At 61.8% G+C, this 14,520-nt stretch carries 11 protein-coding genes, 1 pseudogene and 2 riboswitches; of the genes and pseudogenes, 7 read left to right on the top strand and 5 right to left on the bottom strand.

Annotated elements, in window-relative coordinates; all coding sequences use genetic code 11:
• Nucleotides 1–148: 148 nt before the first annotated feature.
• Nucleotides 149–792, top strand: a pseudogene (locus tag FBY04_RS03870) (hypothetical protein).
• 57 nt (nt 793–849) lie between these two features.
• Nucleotides 850–1,434, top strand: a complete 585-nt coding sequence (gene nfuA, locus FBY04_RS03865; RefSeq protein ID WP_028621370.1) for a Fe-S biogenesis protein NfuA — start codon at nt 850–852, stop codon at nt 1,432–1,434.
• A 171-nt stretch (nt 1,435–1,605) separates the two neighbouring features.
• On the opposite strand, the gene cobM is transcribed toward nfuA, so the two are convergent.
• The 4 genes from cobM to FBY04_RS03845 form a co-directional block, all read right to left on the bottom strand.
• Nucleotides 1,606–2,352 (bottom strand): precorrin-4 C(11)-methyltransferase, encoded by a 747-nt coding sequence (cobM, locus tag FBY04_RS03860; protein WP_145314567.1) that lies wholly within the window; start codon nt 2,350–2,352, stop codon nt 1,606–1,608.
• An 82-nt stretch (nt 2,353–2,434) separates the two neighbouring features.
• Nucleotides 2,435–2,848 carry a cobalamin biosynthesis protein gene (locus FBY04_RS03855; protein ID WP_084322808.1) on the bottom strand — a complete coding sequence of 138 codons (414 nt, stop codon included), beginning with the start codon at nt 2,846–2,848 and terminating at the stop codon, nt 2,435–2,437.
• On the bottom strand, nt 2,845–3,549 hold the full coding sequence (locus tag FBY04_RS03850; RefSeq protein WP_145314566.1) for a CbtA family protein: 705 nt from the start codon (nt 3,547–3,549) through the stop codon (nt 2,845–2,847). The genes FBY04_RS03855 and FBY04_RS03850 overlap by 4 nt, the downstream gene beginning before the upstream one ends.
• 11 nt (nt 3,550–3,560) lie before the next feature.
• The gene (locus FBY04_RS03845; RefSeq protein ID WP_084322810.1) at nt 3,561–3,752 is read right to left on the bottom strand and encodes a CbtB-domain containing protein; all 192 of its coding nucleotides are present in this window, start codon (nt 3,750–3,752) and stop codon (nt 3,561–3,563) included.
• Nucleotides 3,753–3,870: 118 nt separating this feature from the next.
• A riboswitch (cobalamin riboswitch) is annotated at nt 3,871–4,099 on the bottom strand.
• A gap of 175 nt (nt 4,100–4,274) precedes the next feature.
• Nucleotides 4,275–4,488, top strand: a riboswitch (cobalamin riboswitch).
• Between the two features lie 99 nt (nt 4,489–4,587).
• On the opposite strand from FBY04_RS03845, the gene cobW reads away from it, so the two are divergent.
• From cobW to FBY04_RS03820, 5 genes are all read left to right on the top strand, one after another.
• The gene (gene cobW / locus FBY04_RS03840) at nt 4,588–5,649 is read left to right on the top strand and encodes a cobalamin biosynthesis protein CobW (RefSeq protein ID WP_145314565.1); all 1,062 of its coding nucleotides are present in this window, start codon (nt 4,588–4,590) and stop codon (nt 5,647–5,649) included.
• Between the two features lie 3 nt (nt 5,650–5,652).
• The gene (gene cobN, locus FBY04_RS03835; protein ID WP_145314564.1) at nt 5,653–9,447 is read left to right on the top strand and encodes a cobaltochelatase subunit CobN; all 3,795 of its coding nucleotides are present in this window, start codon (nt 5,653–5,655) and stop codon (nt 9,445–9,447) included.
• Nucleotides 9,448–9,612: 165 nt separating this feature from the next.
• Nucleotides 9,613–10,611: an ATP-binding protein gene (locus tag FBY04_RS03830; RefSeq protein WP_145314563.1), complete on the top strand. Its 999-nt coding sequence runs from the start codon at nt 9,613–9,615 to the stop codon at nt 10,609–10,611.
• Nucleotides 10,612–10,730: 119 nt separating this feature from the next.
• Nucleotides 10,731–11,276, top strand: coding sequence for a VWA domain-containing protein (locus tag FBY04_RS03825; protein ID WP_167362957.1), 546 nt, complete (start codon nt 10,731–10,733; stop codon nt 11,274–11,276).
• 184 nt (nt 11,277–11,460) lie between these two features.
• Nucleotides 11,461–13,107 (top strand): phospholipase D-like domain-containing protein, encoded by a 1,647-nt coding sequence (locus tag FBY04_RS03820; protein ID WP_145314561.1) that lies wholly within the window; start codon nt 11,461–11,463, stop codon nt 13,105–13,107.
• A gap of 179 nt (nt 13,108–13,286) precedes the next feature.
• Here FBY04_RS03820 and FBY04_RS03810 read toward each other — a convergent pair whose 3' ends face one another.
• The gene (locus tag FBY04_RS03810) at nt 13,287–14,510 is read right to left on the bottom strand and encodes an NADH:flavin oxidoreductase/NADH oxidase family protein (protein ID WP_084322816.1); all 1,224 of its coding nucleotides are present in this window, start codon (nt 14,508–14,510) and stop codon (nt 13,287–13,289) included.
• Between the last annotated feature and the right edge of the window lie 10 nt (nt 14,511–14,520).

Raw genomic sequence — 14,520 nt, 5'->3', positions numbered from 1 at the left:
TCCCAGTTTCATGGATACCGCCGATCCCCTGTAGGCGCCGGCTTGCTGGAGATGGCTTCCTCGCAGTCACCTTGATGTTGAACGTGACGCCGCCATCGCCAGCAAGCCGGCTCCTACAAGGGAAATGCGGTGGTTTGCAGGGCGGTCGATGTTGATTTCGGTACAGGCACTGCGCGCTCTCTCGGCCTGGACGGTGGGCCGATCGGTCAGATGTTCATCGACAAAGGCGCGGTGGGCGTTGATGTCTTCTTCGTTATCAGTGGTCTGGTGATATTCCTGTCCACCGAGGGCAAGTCGCTGCCGCCGGGGCGGTTTCTGTCCCGGGCGTTGCTGTTCCGTTTGCAGGCACGGTTGCTGATCGTCGCTGCGCTGCTGTTTGCAGTGTGCCAGGCGTGGACCGGTTACGGCTGGATCAGCGAGTTTTACCGTTCGGACATTGTTTATGAGTTTCTGCTGGGGATTGCCATCGGCATGACCTACCGCCGTGGCTGGATCAAACCCGTTTTATGGTTGCCATTGCTGGCGCTGGCGTGCATGGCGCTGGAACGCTTTTTCGAGAACCGCCGGATGTACCTGATGCACGTGTTGGTGCTGTCTGCCGGAGGTTTTGTCGCACAACGTTATGGCGTAAACCCCTACGTCATGTTCACCGTTTGCGTTGCGACCATTGGCGTGGCGTCGTGGGCAAGTTACGAATGGGTGGAAAAAAGCAGCTATCGGTGGCTTAAAGCGCGGATTGGCGGCGAACTGCCTGATCGCGGCGAACTGGCGCTTTCCCGACAAAAATACTAGGACTTTGTACGGCGCGATGATTGGCGTAAACTGCGCCCAAGCCTGCGAGGAGTTTCCATGACCGCTATTACCATCACCGACGCCGCCCACGATTACCTGGCTGATCTGCTCTCCAAGCAGAACACCCCGGGCATCGGCATCCGCGTCTTCATCACCCAGCCTGGCACCCAATACGCCGAAACCTGCATTGCCTATTGCAAGCCGGGCGAAGAAAAACCCGAAGACACCGCGCTGGGGCTGAAAAGCTTCACTGCTTATATCGATTCGTTCAGCGAAGCTTTCCTGGACGACGCGGTTGTCGACTACGCCACCGACCGCATGGGCGGCCAGCTGACCATCAAGGCGCCAAACGCCAAAGTCCCGATGGTCAACGCCGACAGCCCGGTCAACGAGCGCATCAACTATTACCTGCAAACCGAAATCAACCCGGGGCTCGCCAGCCACGGCGGTCAGGTCAGCCTGATCGATGTGGTTGATGACGGCATCGCCGTGCTGAAGTTCGGCGGCGGTTGCCAAGGCTGCGGCCAGGCGGACGTCACCCTGCGTGAAGGCATCGAGCGCACCTTGCTCGAGCGCATTCCCGAACTGAAAGGTGTTCGCGACGTGACCGACCATACGCAGAAAGAAAACGCCTACTACTAAGGTGTTCGCTGCAGAAACGAAAAAACGGCACCCGTGAGTGCCGTTTTTTTATGGGTGAATTTCACTGACGCCTTCGTGAGCAAGCCCGCTCCCACATTTGTTCGCCGTCGTTCACAGATGTTGTGTTCGCTGAAGATTTAATGTGGGAGCGGGCTTGCTCGCGATGGGGCCCTACGGTCGATACAAATGCGCATGCCCGGCGCGATACAGCGATGACTCACTGAAGTGATCGCTCCCCAACACCCGACCCACCAGAATCAACGCCGTGCGCCGAAACCCCTTCGCCTCGACCTTCCCGGCAATATCCGCAATCGTTCCTACTACCCAATCCTGATCCGGCCAGGTCGCCCGATGGATCACCGCAATCGGGCAGTCCGCGCCGTAATGTGGCAGCAATTCCACGAGGATTTTCTGCAGATGATTGACCCCCAAATGAATCGCCATGGTCGCCCCATGCTGCGCCAGACTCCCCAACTCTTCACCCGCGGGCATCACAGTCTTGTCAGCGTAGCGAGTCAGAATCACGCTCTGTGACACGTCCGGCAATGTCAGCTCCGCACCCAAAAGCGCCGCGCAGGCCGCCGTGGCGGTGACACCGGGAATGATCTCAAACGGAATATCGAGTTCGCGCAGGTAGCGAATCTGTTCGCCAATCGCGCCATAAAGACTTGGGTCGCCTGAATGCACCCGCGCCACATCCTGGCCATTGGCATGGGCGGTCTTGATCAGTTCGATGATCTGTTTCAAGTGCAGTTCGGCGCTATTGACCACCCGTTCGGCGCGATGGCCTTCCAGCACCGCGGCAGGTACCAGGGAGCCGGCGTAGATGATCACCGGGCAACTGCGGATCAGCCGCTGGCCTTTGACGGTGATCAGTTCCGGGTCGCCGGGACCTGCGCCAATGAAGTAGACGGTCATCGTCGTTTCCTGTCAGAAAAAGGGTCTGGGCAAAGCTACAGATGAAGATTGCTCATGATCGAGGGCGGGATTATCGAGGATTTTACGCAGCGCTGGCCAATGCCAGGGTCGCCTGGGCGTATTTTTGTCGTGAGATCAACAGTTTTGCCGGTGCCTGAGCCAGTTGTTCTGCGAGGGCGAGGGCGGCGCTTTCCGCTACGCCATAGCAGCCGGTGCGCTCAAAAGCGATGTCCGAGCGGTGGCTGAGTTGAGGTTGATAACCAGCCAGTTGCTCACTGCTGAAGTACATCAAGGGCAGCGCGAGTTGTGCGGCGAGTTCGATCAGGCCAGGCTCGTCGCGCTTCAGGTCGATGCTGGCCAGGGCCTTGATCTGGTGAAGTCCGATTTGATGCGCCTGTAATGCCTGATCGAGTAACGCCCGCAGCGTGCTGACGGGGCAGCCGCGCTGGCAGCCCAGGCCGACCACCAAAGTCGGCGCTGTGCCGGTATCCGTCATGCGTGGTATTGGCCATCGCTTTTGCGGCGGAACAACCAGGCGCTGATCAGGCCAAGGGCCAGCCAGAACGCCACGTTGGTCAGCTGCGAAGCGATTTTGAACTGGGATTCCAGGGCTTCCGGCGCGAGCATCGAGTGCACTTCCGGTTGCGGCGCACCGATGACGTGAGGAACGGCGAGAATCGCCACACCCAGGATCTTCATCAGCCAGTGGCGGCTGAACACGATCAGCGCGATGCCGACAGCGGTGGACGCTGCAGTGCCGATCCACCAGATTTGCCGTTGTGCCAGGTCCGCCGCGGCAGTGCCCGGCAGTTCCGGTGGCAGGCCCAGGGTCGGCGCCAGTACAAACGTCGCGTAACCAGCCAGACCCCAAAGCAGACCCTGGGAGGTTTTGGTTGGCGCACGCAAGGTGTAGAGGCCGGCGAGCATCAGCGCGAAACCGACAGCCACCACCAGGTTGCCGCCAGTCGTCGACAGCACGCGCTGCCAGCCGTCTTCCGGCTCCCAGGCTTCGGCATCATGGGTGTGAGCGGCGGTACCGGCGGCGTGTTCGTGAACTTCAACCGCAGCCGGCTCGGATTTTTCGTAAGTCTCAGCCTGCAGAATCAGCGGGGCGACCCAGAAACTTTGCAGCAGAGTCAGCAACAGGGCGGCCAGCAGCCCGGTGAAACCCGCGGTTTGCGCAATACGCTTGATCATGTCGGCAGGTCTCAATGGCACGGGAAGGCAGAGCTGTGGCGGGTATCGTGCGCTGCGTTGTGCACTGCTTCGATGTGCGAAAAACCGGCGAAATACACAAGGCACGCGCCAAGAATCGACGCACACACGGCGGCGGTCAGGCGTTGGCTCAGGGTTGTTGTGGTGCTGGCGGTGCTGTGGCCGGTGCTGCTGATGATCGACATGGCGCTTCCCTCTGGTCTGTCAGCGGGTGAATAGAGCGCATGGAAGATCCCTGCGAATCGGGCTCGCAGAGATTCAAACAGCGCCCGCCCACCGCGGGTTTGTTATTCAGTGAACAGAACGTCACTTTGTGTTGCGGGCCGGTCTCCGGGCTCGCGAGGGGCTTGGGCGTCAGCCGAAACCTGCAAGCGTCACCTTCCCATGCCTAACTGCTGGCACAGTGGATCTGACGCTTCGCTCGCTTACCGTTGCGGGGGCAGCACCGGACTGACATGGCTTTGAGTAAAGCACATGATTCACCGGTTTCCCGTTTCACCCTGTGAAGGGCACCCGTAACAAGGTGCGTAGGAGAGCATGGGCAGGGGTTGGGCGTCAATTGGCAGGGGTTCTCAATTGGGATTGAAATGATGATTTGTAGGAGCTGCCGAAGGCTGCGATCTTTTGATCCTGTTTTTTAAAAGCAAAATCAAAAGATCGCAGCCTTCGTCAGCGCCTACAGACATTGACCCGCCCCAAGACGATGCGTAGCCTTGCGCTTTCGAGGTTCTTCGGCGTTTGCCGAAGCTAAGAAGGGAACGCGGTCGATGCCGCGGCTGCCCCCGCAACTGTGAACGGTGATGTTCGCTGCCACGCCACTGCACGCTCCAGCCCTGGAGCCCGCGGGAAGGCGCAGCAAACGCCAGTCCAGCGACTGGCACACCGTCAGCCAGGAGACCTGCCTCGACACGAATTCTCACTACAACCGGGCGGGGTGATCCGGTGGCGAAATCTTCCGCGCGCGCATTCGTTGCAGCGGTCGTCGTCCCGTATGCCCGCCACCTTGCCAAAGGGCATCCGATGAAAACACTGGCCAAACTCCCCGTCACCATCGTTACCGGCTTCCTCGGCTCGGGCAAAACCACCTTGCTGCGGCACATGCTGGACAACGCTCAGGGCCGCCGCATTGCGGTGATCGTCAACGAGTTCGGCGAACTGGGCATCGACGGCGAAATCCTCAAGCAATGTTCCATCGGCTGCACCGAAGAAGAAGCCAACGGCCGGGTCTACGAACTGGCCAACGGCTGCCTGTGCTGCACCGTCCAGGAAGAATTCTTCCCGGTGATGCGCGAACTGGTCGCTCGTCGCGGCGACCTTGACCACATCCTGATCGAAACCTCCGGCCTGGCCCTGCCAAAGCCTTTGGTGCAAGCCTTCCAGTGGCCGGAAATCCGCAGCGCCTGCACGGTTGACGCGGTGATCACCGTGGTCGACAGCCCGGCTGTTGCCGCCGGCACTTTCGCGGCCTTCCCGGATCAGGTCGACGCCCAGCGCAAACTCGACCCGAACCTGGACCACGAATCGCCCCTGCACGAACTGTTCGCCGACCAACTGGCCAGCGCCGACCTGGTGATTCTCAACAAGGCCGACCTGATCAGCCCGGAAGACCTGGCTCGCGTACGCCTGGAAGTCGCCGAAGAACTGCCGCCGGCGGTGAAAGTCATCGAAGCCAGCAGCGGTCGCCTGCCACTGGACGTGCTGATCGGCCTCGGCGCCGGTTCCGAAGAGCACATCGACAGCCGTCACAGCCATCATGATCACCACCATGAAGGCGAAGATGATCACGATCACGACGCGTTCGACTCCATTTCCATCGAACTGCCACAAGCCGACGAAAGCCTGCTGCTGGACGCGCTGACCCAACTGGTGGTCAAGCACGGCATTCTGCGGGTCAAAGGCTTCGCCGCCATCCCGAACAAACCGATGCGTCTGTTGATCCAGGGCGTGGGCACGCGTTTCGACAAGCACTTCGATCGTCAGTGGGGCACTGATGAAGCGCGCACCACGCGTCTGGTGTTGATCGGTCAGGAGTTGGACGCCGCGCAACTCGAAGTGCAACTGCGCGCCGCGCTCAGCGTTTAACCCATGCACCTGCTCAGGACCCAGCCCGGCGCTTTCGTGTCGGACGACAACATTGCCGACCTTGGACAAACCCCCGCCGAGCTGGTGATCCTGTGCAGCGGTGATTCCAGCCTGGCGCTGCTCGCCGAAGCGGCGCAGCAATTGCCGGACCATTACCCGAGCGTGCGCCTGGCCAATCCGATGCAGGTGCAGAACCATGCGTCGGTCGACCTGTATGTCGATGAAGTGCTGCGCCACGCCAAGGTAATTCTGATTTCGCTGCATGGCGGCATTGCCTATTGGCGTTACGGCGTCGAGCGTCTGGTCGAGCTTTCGCAGCGCGGCGTGCAGCTGATTCTGGTGCCCGGCGATGATCGCCCGGACCCGGAGCTCAGCGACCTCAGCACGGTTGGCGTCGAAGACCGCGACCGGCTCTGGCATTACCTGCGCCAGGGCGGCATGGCCAACGCCCTCGATCTGTTTCGCTGTCTGGCCAATCGCTGGCTGGATCGCGACTATGCGTGGGCCGAACCGCAAACCCTGCCGCGTACCGCGATCTATCACCCACAAAAAAGCCCCGCCGCATTGAGTGATTGGCACGCCGACTGGCAAGCCGGTCAACCGGTGGCGGCGGTGCTGTTTTACCGCTCGCATTTGCAGGCGGCGAACACTGCGTTCATCGATGTTTTCTGCCAGCGTTTGCAAACGGCGGGGTTGAACCCCTTGCCGATTGCCGTGGCCAGTTTGAAAGAGCCCGGCTGCCTGGCGGTGGTCGAGGACTGGCTGGATGAAGTCGAAGCAGGGGTGATTCTCAACACCACCGGTTTCGCTCAATCCAGCCCCGAAGCGCCGCATTTGCGGCCGTTCCGCCGCAATATCCCGGTGATCCAGGCCATCTGCGCCCAGGACAATGAACCCGGTTGGCGTGCCAGCGAGCAAGGTCTTGGTCCGCGGGATCTGGCGATGCACATTGCGCTGCCAGAACTGGACGGCCGGATCATCAGCCGCCCGATCAGTTTCAAGGACCTGGCGTGGCGCAGTGAGCGCAGTCAGTCCGATGTGGTCTGTTACCGCCCTGCACCTGAGCGCATGGATTTTGTCGCCGAACTGGCGCGGCGCTGGATCGATCTCGCGCGGCTGCCGAACAGCGAAAAACGCATCGCCCTGATCCTCGCCAATTACCCGACCCGCGACGGGCGCATTGGCAATGGCGTCGGCCTCGATACACCCGCCGCAGCGTTGAACATCCTTCGTGCGTTGCACGCAGAAGGTTATCCGCTGCCCGCCGAACTGCCCGACAGCGGCACCGCGTTGATCCAGCAATTGCTCGGCGGTGTCAGCAACGACCTCGATACCCTCGACCAGCGTCCGTGTCATCAAAGCCTGGCCCTGGACGACTACAACTCGATGTTCAACGCCTTGCCCGAGGCCAACCGCCAAGCCGTGCTGGAGCGCTGGGGCACACCCGAAAGCGACCCGATGTTCCGCGGCGGGCGGATGATGATCGCCGGACTGCGTTTGGGCCTGACCTTCATCGGCATTCAACCGGCGCGCGGTTATCAGGTCGATCCGAGCGCGGTCTATCACGACCCGGACCTGGTGCCGCCCCACGGCTATCTGGCGTTCTACTTCTGGTTGCGCAACACCTATGGCGCTCACGGCGTCATCCATGTCGGCAAGCACGGCAACCTCGAGTGGCTGCCGGGCAAAGGCGTCGGGCTGTCGGACACCTGCTGGCCGGACGCCTTGCTCGGGCCGCTGCCGAACATCTATCCGTTCATCGTCAACGATCCGGGCGAGGGCGCCCAGGCCAAGCGGCGCACTCAGGCGGTGATCATCGATCACCTGATGCCGCCGCTGACCCGCGCCGAAACCTACGGGCCACTGCGCAACCTCGAACTGTTGGCCGACGAATATTACGAAGCGCAATTGCTGGATCCGCGTCGCGCCCGGGAGTTGCAGCGCGACATCCTGCAACTGGTGCGCGACACGCACATCGACCGCGAACTGCAACTGGACGAGAAACTCGACAGCGACGCCGATGCGGCGATCTGGTTGCCGCGTCTCGACACTTACCTGTGCGATTTGAAAGAGTCGCAGATCCGCGATGGCCTGCACATCTTTGGCGAGTCGCCCTCCGGGCGTTTGCGCATTGATACGTTGTTGGCGTTGTTGCGCATTCCTCGTGGCGATGGCCGTGGGGCGCAATCAAGTCTGTTGCGAGCGTTGGCCAAGGCGTTCGAGTTGGGGTTTGATCCACTGGATTGTGCGTTGGCCGAGCCTTGGGCCGGGCCGCGTCCAATTGAACTGCAATCGCTTGGCGATGAAGCCTGGCGCACGGCGGGGGACACCCGCGAGCGCCTGGAGCTGTTCGCCGCGCAACTCATCGCGCAAACCCTGAATCCCGACCCCGAACCCTTGTGGCGAGGGGGCCTTCTCCCACAGGAGGCGAGTTGGGACGAGGTTGGCGCCATCCTCGACAACCTGCACGAAGTCGTCGCACCTCGACTGGACGCCTGCGGCCCCGCAGAAATGCGCGGTCTGCTCGACGCCCTCAGCGGCCGCTTCGTCCCGGCCGGCCCTAGCGGCGCGCCAAGTCGCGGTCGCCTGGACGTGCTGCCGACCGGACGCAACTTCTATTCGGTAGACGTGCGCAACCTGCCGACCACCACTGCGTGGCGCATCGGTTTCCAGTCGGCCAACCTGATTCTTGAACGGCACTTGCAGGATCACGGCGATCACCTGCGTCAGCTCGGCCTGTCGGTCTGGGGCACTGCGACCATGCGCACCGGCGGCGATGACATCGCGCAGGCCATGGCGCTGATGGGCGTGCGCCCGGTCTGGGCGACGGGCAGTCAGCGCGTCGATGATTTTGAAATTCTGCCGCTGAGTCTGCTGGACCGTCCGCGGGTCGACGTGACCTTGCGCGTGTCCGGTTTCTTCCGTGATGCGTTTGCCAATCTGATCCGTCTGTTCGACGCCGCCGTGCAAGCGGTCGCCGCGCTGGAGGAGCCGGACGATCTCAATCCATTGGCCGCCAAGGTCCGCGCCGAGCGTGAAGCGCTGTTGCAATCGGGGCTCGATGAGGAGGCGGCCAGGCGTCAGGCCGGTTGGCGCATCTTCGGCGCCAAACCCGGTGCTTACGGCGCAGGTGTGCAAGGCGCCATTGACGGGCGTCTGTGGCAAAGCCGCGAGGACCTGGCCGAGGTGTACCTGAACTGGGGCGGCTACGCTTACGGCGGTTCCGACGAAGGCACCGCCGCCCGCGAACAGTTCGCCCAACGCCTGAGCCAGGTTCAGGCCGTGCTGCAAAACCAGGACAACCGCGAGCATGACTTGCTCGATTCCAACGACTATTACCAGTTCCAGGGCGGCATGCTCGCCGCCGTGGAAAGCCTGAGCGGCGAAGCGGCGGCCAGTTACCATGGCGATCACAGTCAGCCGGACTTGCCGAAGATTCGCACGTTGAAGGAAGAGCTGAACCGGGTGATTCGCTCGCGGGCGGCCAATCCGAAGTGGATCGACGGCGTGAAACGCCACGGCTACAAAGGCGCGTTTGAACTGGCAGCCACGGTCGATAACCTGTTTGCCTTCGATGCGACGACGCAGTTGATCGACGATCACCAGTACGCGTTGCTGGCGGATGCGTATTTGCTGGACCCGGCGACGCGGGATTTTGTTCGCGAGCATAATCCGCATGCCTTGCGCGACATGACCGAACGCATGCTGGAAGCGCAGCAGCGCGGAATGTGGAAGGAGCCTGGCGAGTACCGCGAGGCGCTGGAGAACTTGTTGTTGGACATAGAAGAAGACAGCTGATGCGCCGCCGACTCTGTGGGGGCGGGCTTGCTCGCGAAAGCGGTGTGTCAGTTGACACCATTGGTGAATGTCAGGCCGCATTCGCGAGCAAGCCCGCTCCCACAGGTAAGAGGTTTGTCAGTGAATTGCACTGATCCACCCACCGACCATGAACGAGAATTGAAGATGACCGACACCCCGCATTTCCCCTTATCCGCCGTGGTCGGCGCCGACGACTTGAAACTTGCCCTGTACCTCACCGCCATCGACCCGAAAATCGGCGGCGTGCTGATCGAAGGCCCGCGCGGCATGGCCAAGTCCACCGTGGCCCGCGGCCTCGCGGACCTGCTCGCCAGCGGTCAATTCGTCACCTTGCCGCTCGGTGCCACGGAAGAACGCCTGGTCGGCACCCTCGACCTCGACGCGGCCCTGAGTGAAGGACGCGCACAGTTTTCTCCCGGTGTGTTGGCCAAGGCTGACGGCGGTGTGCTTTACGTCGATGAAGTCAATCTGCTGCCCGATCACCTCGTGGACCTGCTGCTCGACGTCGCCGCCAGCGGCACCAACCTGATCGAGCGCGATGGCATTTCCCATCGGCATGCGGCGAAGTTCGTGCTGATCGGCACGATGAACCCGGAAGAGGGTGAGTTGCGGCCTCAACTGCTCGACCGCTTTGGCTTGAACGTGGCGCTCAGTGGTCATACTGCACCGACCCAGCGTGGCCAGATCATCCGCCGGCGTCTGGATTTCGACAGTGATCCGCAACGGTTCTGCGCCGAGTGGGAGGGCCAGCAGCAGTCTTTGCGTGAACGCTGTGAGAACGCGCGCAGCACGCTGGCGAGCATTCCCCTCGACGATGAAGCGCTGGCACAGATTACCGAGCGCTGTTTCGCTGCGGGTGTCGATGGCCTGCGCGCCGATCTGGTCTGGCTGCGCGCCGCCCGTGCCCACGCGGCGTGGCGGGGGGCGAGCGCCATTGCCGACGAGGATATCGACGCGGTGGCCGAATTCGCCTTGCGTCACCGTCGTCGCGAACAATCGCCACCGGCGCCGCAACAGGCCCGACAACCCTCACCACAACATTCCGACCCGAGTGAAGGCCAGGGCCAATGGGGCGAAATGCCGGCCCAGGCGTTGCCGGTCGGTGCCCGACGCGAAGTGCCGAGCTGGCCAAAAAAGCCCTAGGCATTCGCCCTCGATCTGATGCGGGGGCGAATGCCAGACCCCGCACCGGATCGCTGGCCAACGGCAAACAGGGCACACGTCAGGCTGCACGCAGTGGTTCGATCAACTGGCCCGGCACCTTGCTCAATGGCCGTCCTCGTCAACGCCAGGATGTGCTGTTTCATTTACGCACCCGTTCGCCCCACGAACTGTGGCTGGTGATCGTCGACGCCTCGGCCTCGACGCGTCGCCACCAGGCATTGAGCGATGCCAAGGGGTTGCTGGCGCAACTGTTCGATGACGCTTACCGCCAACGCGCGCGCCTGGCGTTGTTGACGGCCAGCGGTCATGCCCCAGCGTGGCAAGTGCAGGGGTTGAAAGCGTCCAGCGGTTTACGCCACTGGCTCGATGGCCTCGGCGCGGGCGGCGGCACGCCGTTGCTGGCGGCGCTCGGCGAGGCGGGGCGATGGCTCGCGGCACGACAAAAACGCTTTCCGGCGGAACAGCAGCGGTTGTTGCTGGTGACGGATGGGCGATTGAAGGAGTGGTCGAGTTTGCCGGCGCTGGAGTGTCCAGGGTTGTTGATCGATATCGAGCGCGGGCCGATTCGGTTGGGGCGGGCGCAGCAGTTGGCGGCGGAGCTACAGGCGGATTATCGGCATATCGATGAGTTGATTTCAGGTTGAGTTTTACAGTGTCTGTGCTGGCCTCTTCGCGAGCAAGCCCGCTCCCACATTTGATCTGCGGCGTTCACGGATCCCATGTGGGAGCGGGCTTGCTCGCGAAGGCATCACCTCGGTATCGGATAATCACGACCAATCCGCAGCGCTGCCCTATGCTCTGAAAGCAAGCCATTCACAGGAGTGAAGCATGCGTGTTCTCGCCACAAACAGTCAGGACGATTTTCGCGTCAAAGCCTACGCCGGCACCAACGGCGTGTTGCTGGCCATGGACCTGGCCGAATCCCGTCGCACAGGCCTGCTGGGTTTCGCCATCGAGAAACAGCAGGGTAGCAAGCCCTGGTTGTTCCTCTTCAACAGCCTGACGTTCCCCGGCAAGGCGCATACATTCCCGCAGTTTCACGCCACCCCGAGCGATCTTGCGCCGTTGCAGAAATTTCGCTGGGCCGATTACGCAGTCAATCCGGGAATGACCCTCCATTACCGGGTTCACCTGGCGTACGGCAGCGCTGATGCACCGCAGCTGGGCGAGTACCTGGAAGTCAGCGTCACGTCCGACAATGGCCTGCCACAGCATCAAAGCGTGATCTTCAACCGTGCGGTGGCCGCCAGTCAGGCGTTCCAGCGCAAATTTCCCGAACTCGACGCGCTGATCAGTGCCAACAAAAACCTGCCCATCGAAGCCTGGCCCGATGCGCCTCGGCAATGGCTGGAAAACGGTTTGCTCGGACGCTTGCTGGGGTTCATCGAGCGGGCGGTGGATGATCAGTGGGCGCTGGACATCGCCATTTACGAATACGAGTTGCAGGTGATCGTCGATGCCGTCCACGCAGCGTTCGAGCGTGGCGTGAAGGTTCGCGTGCTGTATCACGCGCAACCCGACGATGACGACACCGCCATCAACGAAGCCAGCCTGGAAAAAATCCCGGCGGCGAACAAGCGCGGTCGAATCACCCACAACATTTTCCACAACAAATTCATGGTGCTGAGCCGGGTCGATGCCGCCGGGCAGCTTCAGCCCGAAGCGGTGCTCTGCGGCAGCACCAACTTCACGCCCAATGGCGTTTATCGTCAGGCGAACGTGGTGCATGTGCTGGATGATGCCAGTGTCAGTGCGAGCTATCTGCGCACTTTCGAGCAAGTCTGGGCGACACCGGGCGATGTCGGCGCCACCCGGCAATGGATCACGCAACACAACCCGATGGACCCACAGCAGCCGATGTTCGCCGGCTTCTCACCGCGTTCGGGTCAGGGCGATTTACGTGAGTTCGTCGAGATCATCACCGCCGCGAAAAAAGACGTACTGTTCGTCACGGCGTTCGCGTTACCCGACGACATCCTCAACGCCTTGCTTGGCCAGCCCCACGACGACATTTTGCGTTACGGCCTGCAAAACACCGCGAGCCGCATTACCGGTTTCCACGCCGATCGCAGCGCGGAGTTCGCCGCAACCGCACTGCTCAACACCGGGCTGGAGGGCTGGCTTCGCGAAAACATGAAAGGCCAGAAGGGCAACCTGCTGGTGCACACCAAAGCCGTAGTCACCGACTTCACCAGCGATGCGCCGACGATCATCAGCGGCAGTCACAACCTCAGTGCTGCGGCCAGCAATGGCAACGACGAGAACTACCTGATCGTTCGCGGCGATACTGACCTGGCTGATCGTTACGGTTTGGAGTTGCTGCGGTTTTACGAGCATTACCGCTTTCGATATTTCGCCAAAAAGCTTGCACTGAAGCAGGTTCATCCACTGGCGGCGGATGACAGCTGGACCAATGACTATTACCTCTCGGGGGATTTGCGGCAGCTGTCCAGATTACGATTCTCCGGGCGATAAAGGTCTCCTTGTGGGAGCGGCGGTGCGACGATTCGACTTGCTCGCGAACGCGGTGGGTCATTTAACATTGATGTTGGCTGACACGACGCCTTCGCAAGCAAGTCGAATCGTCGCACCGCCGCTCCCACATTTGATCTTCACCAGCCTCACCATCGCCTCGTTCCCACGCCCGCGCTCGATTACTTACTCATCGCCTGCCGGTACTGCCGCGTGCGGCGGCCGATGTACACGCGGTCGAGGATCAGCGCCCAGACTGCCGACACGTCGGGCCGCGGCTTGCGTCCACGGCTGAGGCGATGGAGCTGGAATTTCACCACCGCCATGCTCGCCAGCGCGGCCAACGGCTTGCGTTTCCAGCGAATCGGCGGCAGTTGCGGGTGGCTGTTCCGGCCTTCGCGCCAGTGTTTGACCAACTGCGGTTCAAGGGCCAGCGCCGTGCCAATACCGGCCATGGCGATGTCGCTGGCGAGCACCTGCTCGACGATCGCCAGGCGTCGAATTCCGCCTGTCACCATCACTGGCATGCGCGCCACGCTCGCCAGTTCGCCGGCCATCTCCAGAAAATACGCTTCCCGCGCCAGAGTCCGGCCATCGCGCGCCTCGCCTTGCATGGCGGGGGCTTCGTAGCTGCCGCCCGACAACTCCAACAAATCGATCTGCGAATCGTTGAGCCACTGGATCACTTGTCGGGCATCGTCGGCATCGAATCCGCCGCGCTGGAAGTCGGCAGAGTTGAGCTTCACCGCCACACAAAACTGCGGCGACACGGATTGGCGAACGGCGCGGACAACGTCCAGCAGCAGACGCGCGCGATTTTTGAGGGGGCCGCCCCAACAGTCAGTTCGACGGTTAGTCAGCGGCGACAGGAACTGACTGATCAGGTAACCGTGGGCCGCATGAATCTGCACGCCGGTGAATCCGGCTTTTTCAGCAAGCGCAGCGCTGGTGGCGAAGCGCGTGATCACCTCGGCGATATCGTCCTCGGACATCGGTTTGGGTTCGGCAAACATCTTGGAAAATGAGCCGAGATCCAGCGCCACCGCCGAAGGTGCCCACGCTTGCTGGCCGAGGTTGGCCATGGTCTGGCGCCCCGGATGATTGAGCTGCATCCAGAACTGCGCGCCACCGGAACGGCCAATCGTTGCCCATTGGCGAAAGCGTTCCATGTCGCGTTCATCTTCCAGCACCACACCACCGGGGCCGGTCATCGCACGACGATCGATCATCACGTTGCCGGTCAGCAGCAATCCGGCTTCGCCCCCGGCCCAGGCCTGATACAACCGAAACAGCGCATCGGACGGCGCCTGTCCGGTATCGGCAAGGTTCTCTTCCATCGCCGCTTTGGCAATGCGATTACCGATGGTCTGGCCGTTGGGCAAATTCAACGCTTGGAAGGGCGACATGCTTGACTCC

This window comes from Pseudomonas sp. SJZ080 (genome assembly GCF_007828295.1).
Classification (GTDB): domain Bacteria; phylum Pseudomonadota; class Gammaproteobacteria; order Pseudomonadales; family Pseudomonadaceae; genus Aquipseudomonas; species Aquipseudomonas migulae_A.
The sequence above is the reverse complement of the archived record's forward strand: the minus strand, read 5'-3'. Positions and strand labels throughout refer to the sequence as shown.

Bases quoted from the DNA above. Each gene is read 5' to 3' on its own strand.
- nfuA (WP_028621370.1), top strand. From the start codon at position 850: ATGACCGCTATTACCATCACCGACGCCGCCCACGATTACCTGGCTGAT.
- cobM (WP_145314567.1), bottom strand. From the start codon at position 2,352: ATGACCGTCTACTTCATTGGCGCAGGTCCCGGCGACCCGGAACTGATC.
- FBY04_RS03855 (WP_084322808.1), bottom strand. From the start codon at position 2,848: ATGACGGATACCGGCACAGCGCCGACTTTGGTGGTCGGCCTGGGCTGC.
- FBY04_RS03850 (WP_145314566.1), bottom strand. From the start codon at position 3,549: ATGATCAAGCGTATTGCGCAAACCGCGGGTTTCACCGGGCTGCTGGCC.
- FBY04_RS03845 (WP_084322810.1), bottom strand. From the start codon at position 3,752: ATGTCGATCATCAGCAGCACCGGCCACAGCACCGCCAGCACCACAACA.
- cobW (WP_145314565.1), top strand. From the start codon at position 4,588: ATGAAAACACTGGCCAAACTCCCCGTCACCATCGTTACCGGCTTCCTC.
- cobN (WP_145314564.1), top strand. From the start codon at position 5,653: ATGCACCTGCTCAGGACCCAGCCCGGCGCTTTCGTGTCGGACGACAAC.
- FBY04_RS03830 (WP_145314563.1), top strand. From the start codon at position 9,613: ATGACCGACACCCCGCATTTCCCCTTATCCGCCGTGGTCGGCGCCGAC.
- FBY04_RS03820 (WP_145314561.1), top strand. From the start codon at position 11,461: ATGCGTGTTCTCGCCACAAACAGTCAGGACGATTTTCGCGTCAAAGCC.
- FBY04_RS03810 (WP_084322816.1), bottom strand. From the start codon at position 14,510: ATGTCGCCCTTCCAAGCGTTGAATTTGCCCAACGGCCAGACCATCGGT.